The organism is Sulfurimonas sp. ST-27, assembly GCF_048081595.1.
Lineage (GTDB): Bacteria > Campylobacterota > Campylobacteria > Campylobacterales > Sulfurimonadaceae > Sulfurimonas > Sulfurimonas hydrogeniphila.
Genome location: NZ_CP182226.1, coordinates 771,793 through 787,228 on the forward strand (window position 1 = coordinate 771,793; position 15,436 = coordinate 787,228).

General features: G+C 38.1%; 13 protein-coding genes and 1 tRNA gene. 10 read left to right on the forward strand and 4 right to left on the reverse strand.

Annotation, left to right across the window (positions count from 1 at the left end):
• Window positions 1–37 precede the first annotated feature (37 nt).
• From ACM66U_RS04110 to ACM66U_RS04120, 3 genes are all read right to left on the reverse strand, one after another.
• Window positions 38–1,885, reverse strand: coding sequence for a GGDEF domain-containing protein (locus tag ACM66U_RS04110; protein WP_346388523.1), 1,848 nt, complete (start codon window positions 1,883–1,885; stop codon window positions 38–40).
• A 436-nt stretch (window positions 1,886–2,321) separates the two neighbouring features.
• Window positions 2,322–4,136, reverse strand: a complete 1,815-nt coding sequence (gene glmS, locus ACM66U_RS04115; protein WP_418641199.1) for a glutamine--fructose-6-phosphate transaminase (isomerizing) — start codon at window positions 4,134–4,136, stop codon at window positions 2,322–2,324.
• 9 nt (window positions 4,137–4,145) lie between these two features.
• The gene (locus ACM66U_RS04120; protein WP_418641200.1) at window positions 4,146–6,659 is read right to left on the reverse strand and encodes an HD domain-containing protein; all 2,514 of its coding nucleotides are present in this window, start codon (window positions 6,657–6,659) and stop codon (window positions 4,146–4,148) included.
• 262 nt (window positions 6,660–6,921) lie between these two features.
• Here ACM66U_RS04120 and ACM66U_RS04125 point away from each other — a divergent pair, with 262 nt between their 5' ends.
• The 9 genes from ACM66U_RS04125 to ACM66U_RS04165 all read left to right on the forward strand — a co-directional run bounded on the left by ACM66U_RS04125 (window position 6,922) and on the right by ACM66U_RS04165 (window position 14,225).
• Window positions 6,922–7,209 carry a putative quinol monooxygenase gene (locus ACM66U_RS04125; RefSeq protein WP_193151510.1) on the forward strand — a complete coding sequence of 96 codons (288 nt, stop codon included), beginning with the start codon at window positions 6,922–6,924 and terminating at the stop codon, window positions 7,207–7,209.
• A gap of 3 nt (window positions 7,210–7,212) precedes the next feature.
• On the forward strand, window positions 7,213–8,388 hold the full coding sequence (locus ACM66U_RS04130) for a class II aldolase/adducin family protein (RefSeq protein ID WP_418641201.1): 1,176 nt from the start codon (window positions 7,213–7,215) through the stop codon (window positions 8,386–8,388).
• A 93-nt stretch (window positions 8,389–8,481) separates the two neighbouring features.
• On the forward strand, window positions 8,482–8,928 hold the full coding sequence (locus ACM66U_RS04135) for a transposase (protein ID WP_418641202.1): 447 nt from the start codon (window positions 8,482–8,484) through the stop codon (window positions 8,926–8,928).
• 190 nt (window positions 8,929–9,118) lie between these two features.
• On the forward strand, window positions 9,119–10,681 hold the full coding sequence (gene lsrK / locus ACM66U_RS04140) for an autoinducer-2 kinase (protein ID WP_418641203.1): 1,563 nt from the start codon (window positions 9,119–9,121) through the stop codon (window positions 10,679–10,681).
• Window positions 10,682–10,850: 169 nt separating this feature from the next.
• Entirely contained in the window at window positions 10,851–11,888 is a 1,038-nt protein-coding gene (gene mqnE / locus ACM66U_RS04145) for an aminofutalosine synthase MqnE (protein ID WP_151900720.1), read from the forward strand.
• A gap of 254 nt (window positions 11,889–12,142) precedes the next feature.
• On the forward strand, window positions 12,143–12,916 hold the full coding sequence (locus ACM66U_RS04150) for a glycosyltransferase family 2 protein (RefSeq protein WP_418641204.1): 774 nt from the start codon (window positions 12,143–12,145) through the stop codon (window positions 12,914–12,916).
• A gap of 22 nt (window positions 12,917–12,938) precedes the next feature.
• Complete coding sequence (locus ACM66U_RS04155) at window positions 12,939–13,061, forward strand: hypothetical protein (RefSeq protein ID WP_418641205.1); 123 nt, start codon at window positions 12,939–12,941, stop codon at window positions 13,059–13,061.
• Between the two features lie 441 nt (window positions 13,062–13,502).
• A tRNA-Phe gene (locus tag ACM66U_RS04160) sits at window positions 13,503–13,578 on the forward strand.
• A gap of 98 nt (window positions 13,579–13,676) precedes the next feature.
• Window positions 13,677–14,225, forward strand: a complete 549-nt coding sequence (locus tag ACM66U_RS04165) for a Uma2 family endonuclease (protein ID WP_151900717.1) — start codon at window positions 13,677–13,679, stop codon at window positions 14,223–14,225.
• 138 nt (window positions 14,226–14,363) lie between these two features.
• On the opposite strand, the gene ACM66U_RS04170 is transcribed toward ACM66U_RS04165, so the two are convergent.
• Complete coding sequence (locus tag ACM66U_RS04170; RefSeq protein ID WP_418641206.1) at window positions 14,364–14,612, reverse strand: ComEA family DNA-binding protein; 249 nt, start codon at window positions 14,610–14,612, stop codon at window positions 14,364–14,366.
• Window positions 14,613–14,983: 371 nt separating this feature from the next.
• Between ACM66U_RS04170 and ACM66U_RS04175 the strand changes: the two genes are divergently transcribed.
• On the forward strand, window positions 14,984–15,340 hold the full coding sequence (locus ACM66U_RS04175) for a MarR family EPS-associated transcriptional regulator (RefSeq protein WP_151900715.1): 357 nt from the start codon (window positions 14,984–14,986) through the stop codon (window positions 15,338–15,340).
• The last annotated feature ends 96 nt before the right edge of the window (window positions 15,341–15,436 follow it).

The window sequence follows — 15,436 nt, forward strand, 5'->3', positions numbered from 1 at the left end:
ACGCTTTTTGCGTTGCTTAAGCTTCCTCTATATCTGTTTATCGTAAGTGCTCATCCTCTGACATCTCCGGTTTATACTCAACAATTTTATTTCTTCCTGTCGTTTTTGCCACATACAAAGCAGTATCTGCGTATTTGATACATTTCCAAATAGTATCACCGTCTTTGGGAAATTTGGATATACCTATACTCATGGTTTTTTGTATAGTTTTTCCGTTGCCGACATCAAAAACAAGTTTTGAAAATTCAGAGTGAATTTTTGAAGCGATCATTTTTGTTCCTTCATCTGTGGCATTGTGCAGCAGGACAACAAACTCTTCTCCGCCGTATCGAATAGCCAGGTCTGATTCTCTGATACTGCTGCGGAGTACTTCTCCTATTTTGGCAATGACTTTGTCTCCTACATCATGCCCGTAGGTGTCATTGACTTTTTTAAAGAAATCAACATCAAGCATTAAAACACTGTATGTTGTATTGTCCCGTTTTGCCTGATTTGCAAAAGTGTCTATAAACTCTTCGAGAAATCTTCTGTTATAAAGTCCTGTCATTGCGTCTCTGAGAGAGGTGTCACGGAGTTTGGACATTAAAATTTTACTCTCTATAACCGGTTTAGCCGCTTCAAGATAGTTTTCAATACTTTTAATAAAACTATTGACTCTGTTTAATTCATTTTTTTCTTTGGTTGTAATAGAAATGACAAGAGAGTTTTCATCATTAATGGTAAAAGGAATACATATATACTCCAATCCTTCACAACTGCATTCTCGGCATAAATTGACAAATTCACTTGAGATTACTGCCGTATTTGTTCTGTGTGCTCTGCATAATGATGCATCTTCGTCCACTTTGTCATTGCAGACACTTTTGCCGTTGGAGATGTAAATAAGCTTTCTTGCAGCCTTGAGTGTATCTATTTCATAAAATGCAAAATGCGAAAGCTCATATTTATTACTCAGTACATCTACAATTCTTTGATAGACTATCTCTTTTGTAAGATCATGTTCAATCGTCTTTTTAAATTTATATATATCTGAGAGTTCTCCGATGATTGTTTTTGCCTCTTGAAGAGGGTCACTTGAAGAGACACATCCCTGGGGAATAAATGTTGCAAGGTTGTATTTTATGTCGCCAAAGGTCTCTTGCATTTTTCTAAAGAGCGTATTAAGCTGATCGACAATGTTTTTGGCATCACCTTTCACTTTTGTGGTAAATTCATAGGAAAAGTCTCCCTTGTAGGCTTTTCTTATTCCTTTTTGCATATTGGAGAAAAGCTCCATATAGGGTGTTACATAATGGTTGATCAGCAGTAATACAATGACAATGAAAAGAAGATTTATTCCAAGTATTTTCAAAATGGTAAACATCCCTGCATTACGCATATCTGTAATGTCAAACTCCATACTGATGGCTCCGAGTGTATCTCCTCGCTGAACATTGTGACAGGAGAGACAGTTTGGACCGTTTGCAACTGTGGCTTTATAGGGAATAGTAATTCTAAGCATAGAGTTTTCAGTCGATTCTGAAATTTTTTGAACCATCTTTCCTGTTTTTAAAACTTCTTCATCAATCGCATCTCTTACTGTTTCACTGTTAAAGCCTTTTCCGTATTGTTTGATGACTTTATCAGATCGGACAATCCACAAGTTTTTTATTTTATCATTGTTGGAGCTGATTTGGTTGAGGAAATAACTTCTTTTGTCCATAATACCGTTGACCATATGTGCTGTCAACCCGTCTTTGACGATAGCTGCAGCCATTGTAGCTTTTTGTGTGGCATCTTTTATACTGTATTCCCTGAAATTTAAAGAGACATTTACGATAGTGGCCAGGCCAAGACCCAAAAGCATTAAAGCGACAAAGAGTAGGAGTTTTGATTTTGTTTGCATAGTGTTCACTTATAATAGGATTGTTTTTAATATATTAGCCAGAAACAAATTAATTTAAAGTGAAAAATGTTATTTTTGTCTATAAGTTACATTTTAATGATAAAACAGAGGTTTTGAAGAACCAATGCAGAGCGGGCTGAGAGTGGCAAAAAAGTAACAACAGTCGGCACTGAAGTACCGATTCCGAGGAGTCACTATTTTTCGGAACCCATCCTTTAGGGTGGGCGAGAGTGGCAAAAAAGTTCAAAGAGTCGGCACTGAAGTACCGATTCCGAGGAGTTACTATTTTTCGGAACCCATCCTTTAGGGTGGGCAAGCGTGGCAAAAAAGTTCAAAGAGTCGGCACTGAAGTACCGATTCCGGGAGTCACTATTTTTCGGAACCCGTACTTCAGTACGGCCTTGCAGGCAGAGAAAGTACCGATTTCAAGAAATATCTATTCTACCGTAACACTTTTTGCAAGGTTTCTTGGCATATCAACATCATTTCCAAGACGAATCGAAATTTCTAAGGATAAGAGTTGTAAAACAACCATCATTTCAAAAAACTCCAGCATATAGTGTTCATGTTTTTTTGTCTGGATGAAGTCATCTGCCTTGTCAAATTCCAAAGGACTGATAGCACAGATAGTAGAATCTCTTGCACTCAGCTCCTCAGCATTGCTTTTTGATTTTTCATAAAGCATATGCTGCGGAAGCAGGGCAATGGTGAAGAGCTCCGGATCGGCCAGAGCAATAGGTCCGTGCTTCATCTCTCCGCTTGGATACCCTTCGGCATGCAGATAAGAGATCTCTTTGAGTTTTAAAGCACCCTCAAGAGCCAATGGAAAAAAGACATCCCTGCCGATAAAGAAAAAACCGTGTCCGTGCAAGTAGCGTTTTGACAACCGTTTGATGCGTTCATGCAGGGTATCACTGACTTTTACACTTGCAGGAATGCTGCGCAGATGGTGTATATGTTGTGCCATTGCAGCTTTGGTGAGTGTTTTTTTGCTTTGTGCTACATGTAAAGCAAGCATCCAAAAAACCGTGACCTGAGTTGCAAAGGCTTTTGTTGAAGCCACTCCTTTTTCAATGCCTGCCCGCGTGAGTATCGTTTTGTCGGCAATGCGGACCATGGAAGAGTTGTCAACATTACATATAACAAGCGTTTTTAATCCCGATTTTTTGGCCATTTTGAGTGTCTCAAGTGTATCTGCAGTCTCACCGCTTTGTGATATAACAACAAAGAGTGTATCTTCACTCATGAGAGGTGAACGGTAGCGAAACTCTGAAGCAACTTCAACAGAAGTTTTTATTTTTGCATAGCGTTCAAACAGGTAAGAGGCTGTCAGGGCCGAATGGTACGAAGTACCGCAGGCACATAGTTTTATCTCGTTGATACCTTCGAAAAAATCCTTTCCCAGTTCATCAAAAATGATTGCATTATCACTCAAACGTCCTAAAAGCGTATCGGCAACAACAGAACTCTGTTCATATATCTCCTTTTCCATAAAAAAACGGTATCCCTCTTTTTGTGCGGAGAGTTTGTTGTTTGTAAGCTGTATGAAATGAGGTTCTTTTTTTTCACGGTTCTTGTCAAAAATAACAAGCTCATCAGGTGTCGCATAGCCGTAATCACCGTCTTCAAAGTAATTGACTTCACCACACTGTCCGATAAGCGGTGTGTCCGAGGATGCAAAATATTTTTCATTTGCTTCGTTGATGCCTACAAGCATGGGAGAACCGTTTTTTGCGAAAAATATTTTATTTTTTTCTTCTTTCGTGACTAAAAGAATTGCATAAGCCCCTTTGAGTTCAAAAATTGTTTTTTCAAAGGCTTCAAAAGCATTTTTGGTATTTTTCAGGTTTTTTTCAAATTGATGTACAATCACTTCGGTATCTGTCTGGCTTAAAAAAATGCTACCTTCTTTGAGGAGTTCTTTTTTTAACTCCGCATAGTTTTCTATAATGCCGTTATGCACGACATAAGAGTGTATTCCGGTATGGGGATGGGCGTTGAGTTCTGTTGGTTTGCCGTGTGTTGCCCAGCGGGTATGTCCGATACCGACTGCAAATTTGTCGGTCACAAAATCTTTTGTTTTTTCTTCAAGGTTGACAAGTTTGCCTACGGATTTGAAATTGGAAAATTCTCCATTACTCAACACTGCAATGCCGGCAGAATCATAACCTCTGTATTCCAGCTCTTTGAGGCCGTTTAATAAAATTTCTTTTGTATTTTTGTTTCCTATATATCCGACAATTCCGCACATGCAGACCCTTTATTTTGTATTTTCTGATAATAATTCATAGATTTTTTCAACATTATTACATATATTGTTTTGTTTTTCCATTAAAAAACTGTCTCGGACTTTGTATTTGCTTGAGTGGATTTTTGCTGTGATGATATTGATATGCAGCTCTTCAAACTTGTGCATGACATAGGCCAAAAGCCCTATCTGGTTTGCCGTATGAATTGTCAGTTCGGCATGCGTCATTGAGTGTTCACAGTCAATTGCAATCTCTTCTCTTTTAATGTGAATTTTTTTGAGTTTGACCTCTTTACTCATGTCAAAAGCATTGTCAATGGTGTCTTGAATTTCAACGAGTACATTAGAGTCTACATTTTGTATAAACTCGATTTTAAAATATTTAATGCCGTCAAAGAGAGTGAAAATCTCCATCGAAGCAACATTGAGATGTGCCAGGGTAGCTAGAAGATAACCGATATTTAAAGGGATACGACGATAAATTTCTATACTCAAAGAGTTGATGTTTTTGACTCGAAAACTGTACTCTTTTGTCTCTTTTGCAATTTTGGCAATACTGATAATGTCCTGGGGTGCATGTTTAAAGAAAAAAAGATTGGATTCTATTGTTAAAACTTTTTTCTGCAACAGACTCGGCAGTTCTTTAAACTCGTCAAGATTTCTGACTCTTGCTTCTATGAGCAGTCTTTTTTTTGCATCGGTAATTCTTCCAGTGTTTTGGGCAATCTCAAGAGCACTTAAATACAAATCATGTAAAAGTTTTGCATTAAAAGCGTTGTAGATATCTCCGCCGACACCGCTGATATCGGCATAGGTGAGGATGTAAAGCAGTTGAAGGTTTTTGGCATCGCCCACTTTTGACATAAATTTATAGAGTGTTTTTTCATTGTGTATGTTTTCTTTGAAGGCTACACTGCTCATAAGAATATGCTGCCGAACAAGAGTGACTGCTCTTTTTGTCTGTTCTTCATTCAAATGGATATGTTTTGCAAACTGCACAACAAGTTTTGCGCCGACTTCACTGTGATCCTGCCTTCTTCCCTTGCCGCTGTCATGGAAAAATACGACAATTTTGAGAATCAGTTTTTCTTCTTCGCTCAGTGTATCAAAAAGATTTTGCAAAAAAGGCTCTGTAATGTTTTCCAGGGCTTGGACACATTTGATGGAATGAATATCAACAGGGTAGTGATGGTAGCCGTCAAACTGTGGCAGATGCATGACTTTTCGAAAATTCGGAAAAATTTTTGGAAGGATTCCCGCATCATAAAAAAGTTTTAAAAAGGAAGCTATATGGGCTTTTGTAAAGAGCTTTTTTATGAGAAAATAGGTTTTTTCACTCAGTGGATGGGAAACTTTTGCAACAGTAAACTGATGCAAAAAACCGGCATCAAAACGGTAGTCTTTGTCTTCCAGGTCAAGAAGCAGTTGCAGTAAATCTGAAATTTTTTGCTGAGGCAGCTTGAAGGAAGCATAAAGCCTTGCATTGTACTGATAAAAACCTTTTTTGAGCCTGTTTCGTTTGAAAGATGCTATATGTTTGGCATCATAGATATAGGGACGTACCATTTTTTTTACAAAAATCTGTGTGAAGTTATTGATACGCCATCCGGCTTCCAAAACTTTAGCGGCAAGTTTTTTTTGGTCTTTGAAGCCTAATAGTTTACTCACTTGAGGAATATACTCAAGAAGCAGTCTGTCTTCTTGTTTGTTTGCTATGAGGTGCAGGGCACTTCTGACTCTGTAGAGGAGTTCAAGGGCTATGCGGAATTCTTTGTATTCTTCATCACTGAAAACAGTACCGCTGAGTTCTTTGATACTGTTAATGCCATAAATTGTTTTGGCTACCCAATAGATGAGGTGGGCATCCCGTAAGCCTCCAACACTCTCTTTTATGTTTGGTTGCATAGAAGTCGGGTATTTTTTTCTTCTTTTTTGTGCTTCTTCTATTTTGGCAAGGAGAAACTCTTTTTGTTCATGCAGACGAATTCTGCCAAGTTCTCTCTGCGTTGCATGCCAGGTAAAGGGAGAGCCTGTGATAAACCTGGATTCCATTAAAGAGGTTTTAATGGTTATATCCTGTATGCTTGCTTTAAAGAGGTCGTCAACCTCGTGGACTCTGTGTCCGAGTTTCATCCCTGCATCAAGGGCAAGATAAAACAGTTTTTCGATAATGAGTTCAGAGTTGTACCCTTCAACATCCTGGTAAACGATGAGGAGGTCAATATCACTGTGTACACAGAGCTGTTCTCTGCCATAGCTTCCAAGGGCTATAATGGCTATGGGTATGGAACTGCGCATAGGCAGGTAGTTGCCAAAGGCTCGACGCAGGACAGTTTTATACATCAGTTCGATGATGGAGTCGAGTTTTTTTGTATGGCGGACAAGGAAGTCTTTTCCCTGGTTTTTTGTAAAAAGTTCCGGCAGGGACTCTTTATACTCTTTTATGTATTGTTTAAAAAGTTTGGACAGCTCAAAGTCTGAGCCTTTTTTTTCTAATACATTTTCTATTTCTAAAAGTAAATTCATAATTGATTATATTTAATTTTTGCTATAATTTATCTTTAAAATTTAAAAAAGCAAAAATAGTCGACAATGGAACCTATTTTTGGAGGGTCAATGCCGTTAGGTTAAGAAAAAAAGTTCGATATTCTTTCGGAATCTAGGCCTTAGTTTTGAAAGACACAAAGCCCGCACTGAAGTACGGGTTCCGAAAAAGCCGCTTAACTTAATGGAACCCATCCTTTAGGGTGGGCTGAGAGCGGCAGTAAAAATAAAAAGGGAAAATAAAATGACAATTACAAAAAGCGTAACATTCATAGCAAAAGAGGGCTGTGAAGAGAAAATGAAAGAACTTCTCTCTGCAATGGTAGCACCGAGCAAGGCAGAAAAAGGCTGTATTTTTTATGAAATATTTCAATACAAAAACGATAAAAAAAGATTTATGGCAGTTGAGACCTGGGAAAATGAAGCTGCTTTGGACGGGCATAAAGCCTCTGCCCATTATAAAGTATATAAATCTTCATACGAGCCATACTGTGAAGACAAATACACAGATGAATTAGAAGTGTTGGGCTAAATCATGGACAATTTATGGAATGAAAAAAAAGCGGCTGCATGTAAAAGTGATTTGGATTTGAGGGTATACAGCTCAAACCTGTTGGGACAAAATGATGAACTGGTACTGCACGGAGGCGGCAATACCTCACTCAAAAGCAAAATAAACGGCGAAGATGTCTTACATGTAAAGGGAAGTGGCTGGGACTTGGCAAGCATAGAAGCAGAAGGTTTTGCACCTGTGAAACTGGATGTACTTTTAGAAATGGCAAAACGTGAGCATTTGAGTGACAGTGAAATGGTACACCTGCAACGAGAGGCGATGACGGATAAATCTGCGCCGAATCCTTCGGTGGAAGCGATACTGCATGCACTGATTCCCTACAAATTTGTGGACCATACCCATGCGGATGCTATTGTAACGATTTCAAATTCAGTGAACGGGGATGAGCATATTGTCAAGCTTTTTCCAAATTTTTTAATTGTTGATTATATTATGCCGGGCTTTGAACTGGCACATACAATTTATAAAATGACAAAAGATTTGGACTGGGAGAGTATAGACGGCATCATTTTGCATCATCACGGGATTTTTACTTTTGACAATGATGCCAAAAAATCTTATGACAAAATGATAGAAGCCGTCACAAAAGCAGAAAATTTTTTGGACGAACAGGCCGTTGTGCATATTGAACATAATTATGTTCACAGTGACTGTGATATCGGGAAAATAACAAAGGTACTTTCTGCCGCGAAAGGCTATGAAGTCTCTATCAATATCAATCAGTCGCCTTTGGCAGCATATTATGCGTCACAGCCGAATTTAAAAGAGTTTGCATCACGCGGTGTCTTGACTCCTGAGCATATCATACGCACAAAAAGAGTACCGCTTGTGATGGAAGATACAAATTTGGAAGCAGCAGTAGAAAAATATATGCAAGAGTATAAAACCTATTTTGAAAAATATGCCACTGATGAGGTGATGCTGAATCCTGCACCCAATTATATGATTATAAAAAATCTTGCAGTCATCTCTTTTGGAAAAGACAGAAAAGAAGCGGCAATAATCAATGATATAGTTAACCATACCATGTTGGCAGTATTGCGGGCAGACAAGTTAGGCGGCTACCAAAGCATCAGTGAAAAAGAGAGCTTTGCGATGGAGTACTGGGAACTGGAACAGGCGAAACTGAAAAAGTAACAAAGGCGGCACGAAAGCGTAATTTATCCCGGAACCCGTACTTCAGTGCGGGCTAAACTGAGTAAAAATTTAAAGAGGGCTTTACAATAAAAAATGAACCACACACAACTGCATCATATCAGCCTGCAAGAACATTACCAGTTTGTTACCTTTCGTACACAAGACAGCGTAGATGCTTATGTAGAAAAAATTCTGGCAAATGATGAAAAAGAACATATAAAACAGTTTCAAATAGACAGTTATTTGGACATGTCAAAAAATGGTGCCTATCTGTTTGATGAAGCTATTGATGTCTTTGTAGATGTAATTTTAGAAGAAGACGAAAAACTTTATGATGTGGAAATGATGGCAGTTATGCCAAATCATATTCATTTATTATTCAAGCAAAATGAGGATTTAGGTAAAATTATGCAATATATCAAAGGTAAAAGTGCGGTTGCACTCAATAAACTTTTGCAAAAATCAGGAAAATTTTGGGCAGACGGGTATTATGACAAACTTATAAGAACAGATGAACGGGTTTTTAGTAAATATGAGTAACAAAAGTCGGCACTGAAGTACCGATTCCGGGAGTCACTGCATTCTGGAACCCATCCTTTAGGGTGGGCGGGAGTAGCAAAAAAGTTCAAAGAGTCGGCACTGAAGTACCGATTCCGAGGAGACACTGCATTTTGGAACCCGTACTTCAGTGCGGGCAAGCGTGGTAGGAAAGTTAATGAAAAGGAAAAATATGGCATATCTTTTAGCAATAGATGCAGGTACAGGAAGTATTCGTGCTGTACTTTTTGATACGCAGGGGAAGCAAATTGCCGCAGAGCAAAAAGAGTGGACACACCTCGAAGAAGCAGGTGTAGCAAACTCCATGGCTTTTGATTTTGAAAAGAACTGGCTGCTTACATGTAATTGTATCAAAAATGTCATTGCAAAATCAAAGATTAATCCTGCAGATATTTTGGCACTCAGTGCTACAAGTATGCGTGAGGGAATTGTCCTGTATGATAAAAATGGCAAGGAACTCTGGGGCGTTGCCAATGTTGATGCCCGTGCTTCAAAAGAAGTAAAATATTTAAAAGAAAAATTTCCGGAAATCGAAGAAGATTTTTACCAAAAAAGCGGACAGACCTTTGCTCTAGGTGCTTTGCCCCGTTTACTGTGGCTTAAAAACAAGAGACCAAAAATCTATGAAAAAGTGGCAAATATTTCTATGATAGGTGATTGGATTTTGGCACGTTTGAGCGGAGTAATAGCCGTTGACCCAAGTAACGGCGGCACTACAGGAATTTTTTCTCTTGCTTCGCGCAGCTGGGAAAAAGAGATGGCACTAAAAGTCGGTATAAAAGAGGAGATGTTTCCTCCTGTGCTGGAAACGGGAACGATTCTTGGCAATGTAAGTGAAAAAGTTGCAGATGAAACAGGATTGAGCCCCTTGACGAAAGTTGTGATGGGCGGAGGAGATGTGCAGCTTGGTTCTGCCGGACTCGGGGTTGTCAAAGAGGGTGATGTGGCAGTTTTGGGTGGAAGTTTTTGGCAACAGGTGGTCAATATTCCAAGCAGTGTCAAACCGCCAAAAGATATGGGTATACGTGTCAATCCGCATGTTACAGAAGGGCTTTCTCAGGCGGAGGGCATAACATTTTTTTCTGGGCTTGTTATGCGCTGGTTTCGCGACGCTTTTTGTCAGACGGAAAAAGAAGAGGCAAGTTTGTGTGGTAAAGATGTTTATGAAGTTTTAGAAGAAAAAGCACAGAAAATTCCTGCAGGTTCTTATGATATTTTACCGATATTTTCAGATGTGATGAAATACGGCAAGTGGTACCATGCCGCGCCGAGTTTTTTAAATCTCGGACTTGACGCCGAGAAATATAATCATATCTCAATGTTTCGGAGTTTGGAGGAAAATGCTGCCATTGTTTCAAGCATTAATTTGCAAAATATAGAGGTATTCAGCGGTATAAAAATAAAAGAGATTGTCTTTGCAGGCGGGGCAAGCAAAGGAAAACTGTGGGCACAGATTCTAGCGGATGTAACGGGCTGTGTGGTGAAGATTCCAAAAGTGACCGAGGCAACCGCACTTGGTGCGGCAATGGCAGCAGGTGTAGGCGTCGGTGTTTATAAAAGTTTAGCAGAAGCGGCAAAAGAGTTGGTGGTCTGGGATAAAAAATATATGCCCAACGAGAAGAATAAAGAAGTTTATGCAAAGTTAAAAGAAAGATGGCAAAAGGCGTATGAAGTGCAATTAAAGCTAGTTGATGATAATATCACGACTTCAATGTGGAAAGCCCCCGGACTTTAAAGAAGTAAAGTCGGCACTGAAGTACCGATTCCGAGAAGTTTCTGCCTTTTGGAACCCGTACTTCAGTGCGGGCGAGAGTGGCAAGAAAGTTCAAACAGTCGGCACTGAAGTACCGATTCCGGAGCCATTCTTGGAGTGGGCTGCAAGCGCTAAAAAAACAGGTAAAAGAATGAATAACAGAATAAATTTTGAAGATGCAATAAAACTTTATGAAAGAGACCTTTTTGAACTTGGTGAACTTGCCGATGCAAAGCGTCAGGAATTACATGGTAAAAAGACATATTTTAATATTAACCGGCATATAAACCCTACAAACGTCTGTGCAGATGTTTGTAAATTTTGCGCCTATTCGGCAACACGCAAAAATCCTAACCAGTATACAATGAGCCATGAAGAAATTATGAATATAGTCGACAACATAGTGGCACATGATGCAAAAGAGGTTCACATAGTTTCTGCCCATAATCCTAATGTAACGCTCGATTGGTATTTGGGTATTTTTAAAAAAATCAAAGAGAAGTATCCAGCCTTACATGTAAAGGCATTGACTGCTGCAGAAGTGGACTTCTTGTCTCGTCATCATGGACTTACATATGATGAAGTGCTTGATTTGATGGTAGAAAACGGTGTAGATTCTATGCCCGGCGGGGGAGCGGAGATTTTTGATGAAAAGGTCAGAGATTACATCTGTAAAGGCAAAGTGACATCAGATCAGTGGTTTGAAATTCATCGTAAATGGCATGAACGCGGGAAAAAATCTAATGTTACTATGCTTTTTGGACATGTAGAATCTCGTGCAAACCGTATAGATCATATGATGCGAATTCGTGAGTTGCAAGATATAACGGGTGGGTTTAACGCTTTTATACCGCTTGTCTATCAGACAGAAAATAATTACCTTAATATTGACAAACCGATTACGGCAAATGAAATACTCAAAACCTATGCCATTGCAAGGCTGGTTCTTGACAATGTGCCGAATTTAAAAGCGTACTGGGTGACATCGACTGTGAATCTTGCACTTGTCGCACAGGAATTCGGGGCAAATGATTTGGATGGAACGATAGAAAAAGAGTCCATCAACTCTGCAGCAGGAGCCGCGAGTGCCAATGGGGTGGATGTGAAAGAATTTACGGGATTGATAACAAATTCTGGCTTTATTCCTGTTGAGCGTGACAGTGTGTATAATGAGATAAAGGTCTGGTAAACTGGTCGGCACTAAAATACCGATTCCGAAGAATATGCAGTTATTTCGGAACCCATACTTCAGTGCGAGCGGGAGTGGCAGGAGAGTAAAATACCGATTCCGGGAAGCTATTGTTTTTGGAACCCATCCTTTAGGGTGGGCTGAGAGTGGCACGACAGAAACAACAGTCGGCACTAAAGTACCGATTCCGAAGAATATGCAGTTATTTGGGAACCCGTACTTCAGTGCGGGCGAGAGTGGCAGGAGAGTGAAAAATGGACATATCGGTAATCATTCCAACATATAACCGATACAAACTTTTAAAAAGAGCCATAAAATCAGTACTCGCTCAAACATACACACCAAAAGAAATTATAGTGATAGATGACGGTTCTACCGATACTACATGTAACATACAAAATGATTTTCCAAACATTATATACATTTACCAAAAAAACAGTGGAGTTTCTGCTGCCCGGAACAAAGGTATAGAAATCGCCAAAAGCGAATGGATAGCTTTTTTGGACTCAGATGATGAATTCTGCCCTCAAAAGCTGCAAAAACAAGTAGATTTTCATACACATAATCTGGATATTTTAATGAGTTATACGCACGAAAAATGGGTGAGAAACGGAATTACGGTAAAAATACCTAAAAAATATAGAAAAATAGGAAAAGATGCTTTTTTAGAAAATCTGTCATATTGTAATATTGCTCCGTCATCCGTAATACTTCAGAAAAGTTTACTCGAAACAGTAGGACTTTTTGATGAGCATTTAGAAGTCTGTGAAGATTATGACCTGTGGCTTCGTATTACATGTAAGCATAAAATAGGGCTTATAGATGAAACACTTATTATAAAATATGCCGGGCATGATGCACAACTCGGATTTCGAAAAAATATGGATGTATACAGAATAAAAGTGCTCAAAAAACTGCTGCTTACATGTAATAGTGAAGAAAAAAGGCTTTTAATTCAGTATGAGTTAGATGGAAAAATTTTAGAGCAACAAAAAAGACAGAGGCATAAAATACTACATCACAGTTGACCTGCAGGAAAAAAATGCAAAAGTGTATAAGCTTCAAAATAACAAATATATAAAAATGTGTGATGTAAGTGACTGGGTTGTAGTATTTAAAATAGATGCATGCAACAAAGAACAGCCGTTTGATTTTAGCAAGATTTGGAAATAGTCGGCACTGAAGTACCGATTCCGAGAGATGTGCAGTTTTTCGGAACCTATCCTTTAGGGCAATGCCATTAAGTTAAGCGGCTTTTTCGGAACCCGTACTTCAGTGCGGGCTTTGTGTCTTTCAAGACTAAAACCTAGGTTCCAAGAAAACATCAAGTTTTTTTCTCACAAGTCATGCTTTAATATAGAAAGTAGCGATTCCGAATGTCACATCCTGCAGGGTAGGTTGAGATAGTAGCAAGAAAGTTGGTAAGCAACGGTAAATATGTAGAAGATAATGCCAGTGTGTATTTACAAAAGATCTGGATAAATACAAAAATATTGTTTTAAAAAAACTATACAAAAGCTGTTGGGACAAAGAAAAAAGAAAAAAACGGCTGAAGAGCTTCATACTAAGCAACTATTCAGTTAAGTATGACTATAATTCCAACTCTTTCACAAAGGCCTGTTAGCTCAGTCGGTAGAGCAAGTGACTGAAAATCACTGTGTCCTTGGTTCGATTCCGAGACAGGCCACCACCTCATGAACATCATTACAAAATAAATATTATCAATATCTCATTCAAATAAAAAGTAAAACTTTGTTATAATGAACAATAATTTTACAAGGATTTATTATGGGTGCTTTAAAAGTAGAAGAAATACCACGATATACGTATGATGATTATAAATTATGGGATGGAAAGTGGGAACTGATAGCTGGGTATCCGTACGCTATGTCTCCTGCTCCTATGATTAAACATCAGAAAATAAGTAATAATATTGGATGGGAATTGAAAAGTATTTTTCAAGACTGTCCAAAATGTCAGGTTTTGCTTCCTGTTGATTGGAAAATTGCAGAAGATACTGTTGTTCAGCCAGACAACAGTGTGATATGCCATGAACCCAAAAATGATGCTTATATTACACAGGCGCCAAAAATTATTTTTGAAGTATTGTCCAAGGCAACTGCCAAAAAAGACAGAGGCGTAAAATATGATTTGTATGAAAAAGAGGGGGTGAACTACTACATCATGGTTGATCCTCAAGAAGAAAATGCAAAAGTGTACCAGCTTCAAAATGGCAAATATATAAAAATGTGTGATATTAGCGATGGGATTGTGACATTTAAAATTGATGAATGCAACAAAGAACTGCCGTTTGATTTTAGTAAAATTTGGAAATAGTCGGCACTAAAGTACTGATTCCACAGTATTTGGGAACCCGTGCTTTTAGTGCGGGCGAGAGTGGCAAAAAAGTTCAAACAGCTGAGACTGTATGGTTTATTAGCCAATATTCTTAATATAAGAATTGGCGGAATTAAGTTATTTTTTACACTTTCCGACTGTTAAATTAGCTCTGTTCTTTTCTACAGTTTTAGTACTTATACCTTTGACTGCTGTTAAATCATCTACATTTTTAAAACAGTGATTTGTTCTGTAGGCTAAAACTGCTTCAGCTTTTTTCGCACCGATGCCGCTTAGTGTTGTCAACTCTGATTTATTTGCATTGTTTATATCTACTGCACTAAAAAGCAGTGTAGTACTTATGGCTAATATAGCTAAAAATTTCATGGAAATCCTTTTTTTGATTTGAATACAGTGTACATAAAAAAATATTATTTAGCTAATTTTATTGTTAATTGTCAGAATATTGTGTGTGCTTTTAATAGTAATGGGTATTTTTGTAACCTGGAATTGTTAGTCGGCACTGAAGTACCGATTCCGGGAAGCTATTGTTTTTGGAACCCATCCTTTAGGGTGGGCTGGGAGTGGCATGACAAAAACAACAGTCGGCACTACAGAAAAAAATTTAGTTTTTTTCTGTAGTTTGTTTTAGCATAGAAAGTACAGATTCCAGAAAAATTGAAATGAAAGAGAACATTTTATAACTATATAAGTAAAAAAAGATTATAATTCAAAAATTGAATTTTAGGAATACCGTATTGCAAAATGATGAATTGATACTGAATGTACTTAGAAAGATAGAAAGCTCAAGAAGTCAAAAATCTTTGGCTGATGAATTGGGATACAGTGTAGGAAAAGTAAACTATGTTCTTAAAGCCCTCATAGAAAAAGGCTTGGTAAAAGCCGAAAACTTTTTCGCTAACAAACATAAAAACCAGTACAAATACCTCTTGACAGAAGATGGCATAAAAACCAAAATAGATCTTACAAAAAAGTTTATCGCCAGAAAAAAAGCTGAGTATGAAGAACTGCAAAGAGAGTTGGAAACAGTCTATGACAATAGCAATAGAAAAAACAGATTATGTAATACTAACAGAAAATTTTTCACCTTTTAAGATAATAAGAAATAAATTTTTTACTACAATTCAAATTTTAGATATACTGAGTACTGCTCTTATAAAAAATACGAAAAACTCTTAGTAAACTATACA